Genomic DNA, 1334 nt, shown 5'->3' with positions numbered 1-1334 from the left:
GGCCCGGACAGTGCGTCCGGGCCGGCCCCTCCGCCGTGGTCCGCCCACGTCGTCTCTAGGTCATCTGCCGCTTGCCGCCCCGGACCATGCTGTAGACCATGTCGCCGAGACCGACGACCGCGACGGCTCCGGCAAGCTGCAGCAGGTGCCGGATCCAGTCGATGCCCTTGGTGTCGTGCACACCGATCCACGTGGCCACCGCGTTGCCCACCACGGCGCCGATGATGCCGAAGACGGTGGTCAGCCAGAGAGGCTGGTGCTGCTTGCCCGGCAGGATCGCCCGGGCTATCAGGCCCAGTACGAATCCGACGATGATCGCCCACAACCAACCCATGTCGAGCCTCCTCCTGGCGCGTCGTGCGCATGTGGGCCCAGTCTCGACCCGTCCGGCCTACGGCGCATTTCGGACAGCTCCATTCGGGGGATACCCCCTCTCCCCGGGCCGTAAGGGGCGGCGTACGGTGGGAGGGTCCGGGCCGGGGAGTGTTCGGCGGTTGATCGGGTGGTGGGTTGTGGAGCGGACGAAGCGGAACGGGGCCGAGGTCTTCCGGATCACGGGGGCGCGGATGAGCCTCGCCGAAGACGTGCGGGGGCGTCAGCGCCGGTATGTGATCTCGATGGCGATCAGGACCCTGTCGGTCATCGCCACGGTCGTCCTGTGGAACGTGCAGCGACCCGTGGCCATCGTGACGCTCGTCGCGGGGGCCCTGCTGCCGTACGTGGCGGTGGTCATCGCCAACGCGGGGCGCGAGTCGACGCCCTCGCTTCCTTCGCACTTCATCCCGGCCCCTGTGCACCCCGCACTGGACGCGGGAAACCTCAAGAAAAGCTCAGATCAATCATGAAGTTCCAGTGCACCGCACGGGGTCCTGCGTGACATACTGCCTACGCGCTCCGCATCCCCCGTCGGAGCGACGGACCGACGCCGGGCAGCTCCCCCCGTGGCTGCTCGGCGTCGCCATTCCGTCTTAGGGTTGAGCCGTGACTCCCCTCGACGACGCACCTCGAAACGATGCACCCGAAGACACCGCACCCACCTGTTCGGCCAAGGGCTGCCGTGACGCGGCCGCCTGGGTACTGGCGTGGAACAACCCGAAGCTGCACACTCCCGAGCGCCGCAAGACCTGGCTGGCGTGCGAGGAGCACCGCGAGCACCTCTCCCAGTTCCTGGGGCTCCGCGGCTTCCTCAAGGACGTGGTGAAGCTCGATGAGTGGGTACAGCCAGAAGGGGGGGGGGGGGGGGGGGGGGGGGCGGCCCCCCCGGGGGGGGGGGGGCGGGGGGGGCGGGCCGCGCCCCCGCCCGGCGCCCCGCGCGGGGCGGGCGCGGCGGCGCG

The 1334-nt window shown here is 70.7% G+C and carries 2 protein-coding genes; one reads left to right on the top strand and one right to left on the bottom strand.

The window, feature by feature from the left end:
• Positions 1–55 precede the first annotated feature (55 nt).
• Positions 56–334, bottom strand: a complete 279-nt coding sequence (locus ACFXDJ_RS34420) for a GlsB/YeaQ/YmgE family stress response membrane protein (protein ID WP_384664236.1) — start codon at positions 332–334, stop codon at positions 56–58.
• 178 nt (positions 335–512) lie between these two features.
• Between ACFXDJ_RS34420 and ACFXDJ_RS34415 the strand changes: the two genes are divergently transcribed.
• On the top strand, positions 513–845 hold the full coding sequence (locus ACFXDJ_RS34415) for a DUF3099 domain-containing protein (protein ID WP_384664238.1): 333 nt from the start codon (positions 513–515) through the stop codon (positions 843–845).
• The last annotated feature ends 489 nt before the right edge of the window (positions 846–1334 follow it).

It is taken from the genome of Streptomyces sp. NPDC059443, assembly GCF_042750105.1.
Taxonomy (GTDB): Bacteria; Actinomycetota; Actinomycetes; order Streptomycetales; family Streptomycetaceae; genus Streptomyces.
This window is presented reverse-complemented; position numbering and strand designations above follow the sequence as displayed.

Bases quoted from the DNA above. Each gene is read 5' to 3' on its own strand.
- ACFXDJ_RS34420 (WP_384664236.1), bottom strand. From the start codon at position 334: ATGGGTTGGTTGTGGGCGATCATCGTCGGATTCGTACTGGGCCTGATA.